3 protein-coding genes are annotated in these 1,791 nt (G+C 74.0%); 2 read left to right on the top strand and 1 reads right to left on the bottom strand.

Annotation, left to right across the window (positions count from 1 at the left end):
* Together ACFU7Z_RS31575 and ACFU7Z_RS31570 are read left to right on the top strand one after the other, a co-directional pair.
* Positions 1-800, top strand: an 800-nt coding sequence (locus ACFU7Z_RS31575; protein ID WP_380781244.1) for an NmrA family NAD(P)-binding protein, incomplete at its 5' end; no start/stop codon positions are given.
* A 10-nt stretch (positions 801-810) separates the two neighbouring features.
* Positions 811-1,209 carry a hypothetical protein gene (locus tag ACFU7Z_RS31570; RefSeq protein WP_380781242.1) on the top strand — a complete coding sequence of 133 codons (399 nt, stop codon included), beginning with the start codon at positions 811-813 and terminating at the stop codon, positions 1,207-1,209.
* On the opposite strand, the gene ACFU7Z_RS31565 is transcribed toward ACFU7Z_RS31570, so the two are convergent.
* A complete protein-coding gene (locus ACFU7Z_RS31565; protein ID WP_380781248.1) occupies positions 1,210-1,365 on the bottom strand; it encodes a hypothetical protein in 156 nt (51 codons plus the stop codon).
* Positions 1,366-1,791 lie beyond the last annotated feature (426 nt).

Here is a 1,791-nt window from a genome sequence, read left to right as displayed (position 1 = left end):
GCGCCGAACTGGTCACCGGCGACCTCGACGACCCCGCCTCGCTGGCCCGGGCCGCCGCAGGAGCGCGCGCCGTCTTCTCCGTCCAGATGCCCGACATGGACGGCCGGGGTTTCGAGGGCGAGGTCGCGCAGGCCGTCAACCTCATCGAGGGTGCGCGGGCCGCCGGGGTGGCGCAGTTCGTCCACACCTCCGTCTCCGGCGCGGGGCTGCACGCCGACTGGCCCACTGGCCGGTGGGCCTGGCTGCAGCCCTACTACGCCGCGAAGGCCGGGATCCAGGACCGGGTCCGTGAGGCGGGCTTCGCGCGGTGGACCCTCCTCAAGCCCGGCTTCTTCATGGAGAACTTCCACCCCTCCGCCGCGATCATGTTCCCCCGCGGACTCGACGGCGGGCTGGTGAGCCTGCTGAAGCCCGAGACCCGGCTGTCCCTGATCGCCGTCGACGACATCGGTACCGCCGCCGCGGCGGCCATCGCCGCACCGGAGCGCTTCGACAGGGTCGAACTCGAACTCGCGGGCGACGTCCTGACCATGGCGGACATCGCCACCGTGCTGTCCCGCGTCCTCGGCACCGTGCTCACCGCCCCCGACATGACCGAGGCGCAGGCCGGCGCCGCCGGAATGCCCGCCATGGGCCTCGCCCAGGCATCCATCAACGACCTCCCCCAGCCCGCCCGCCCCGAGTACGCGCGGGAACTGGGACTGCCCCTCACCACCTTCGACACCTGGGCACGAGAGCACCTCTGCGAAGGCCAGGGCGCCGCCGAGGCCGGCGTGACGGGATCAGTCCAGTCGCGTTGAGGGGGGTTCTGTGGTGCTGAGCCCCGATGAGTGGGCGCTGCTGGAAGCCGTCGCTGCCGAGAGTTCGGGCCGGCTGACCGGAGAGCCGCCCCAGGCGCGCCGGACCGCGGAGCACGGGACCGTGCGCCGGCTCGTCGGAGCGAAGGTGTGCGAGTTCGCGAGCGCCGAACTGCTCGACGGTCTCACTGCCGGCGGAGCCCGTCCGGCGTGGGCGGTGCGGGTCGCCGACCTGGGGCAGGAGCCGCTGCGCTACCGGATCCTGCGGGACCGTCCAGCCGAGCAGCCTGTCGTACCGGTGGCGGCCGACTGCGTACCGGACACCACGATCAGCGTGCGTGCCTTCGGCCTGCCCCTTCTCGGTGACGCGCGTACCCTCGACGGCCTGAGAAAGTATCGGGTGGTCGGGTGATCACTCGTTCTTGAGGTCGTCGGCGAGGCGGCGGGCTGCTTCGGTCTCGATGGAGCCGCGTGATTCGATCTCCTCGCCGCCGCCCGCGTCGCGTGCCGAGGCGAGCCCGACCGAGGCGCGGGATCCTGGCCCGCGGCCGCCTGGGGTTGACGCCACCGCCCGGATCGGTAGGGAGGTCGGCTTGGTCGCAGACGGCGTCAGCTACCGCCTCGCCCGGCCGACTCGCCGGTGGGGCGGGCGTACGCGTTCGGCGTCCTCGTGGCGGAGGTGTCGCCGCCGGCGCCTGCCCGCCGCACGCGACGGCCGTCAACCGGCCCGGCGCACGGGTCGGGGCCCGGTCGGGCGGGGCTGCGGACAGCGTCGGCGGCGCCTGCAGCATGGGCCGCTCTCGCCGGTCGCGGTCATCGGCAGGACCATCACGACCACCGCGGACGGCTGTTCGTCCACCTCCCCGGCGGCCGGCGTCTCGCGACGGCTCCCGTCCGGCTGATCGGGCCCGCTGCCGGGAACGGCGCGCGCGGCACGGAGAAACCATTCCAGTCGCGAGGCCCTCAGGCCGAGCGCCGCCGCGAGCTGTTGGAC

Origin of the sequence: Kitasatospora sp. NPDC057518 (genome assembly GCF_042802075.1) — a bacterium.
Lineage (GTDB): Bacteria > Actinomycetota > Actinomycetes > Streptomycetales > Streptomycetaceae > Kitasatospora.
Note: the sequence above shows the minus strand (reverse complement) of the source record. Positions and strands in the feature narration are given on the sequence as shown.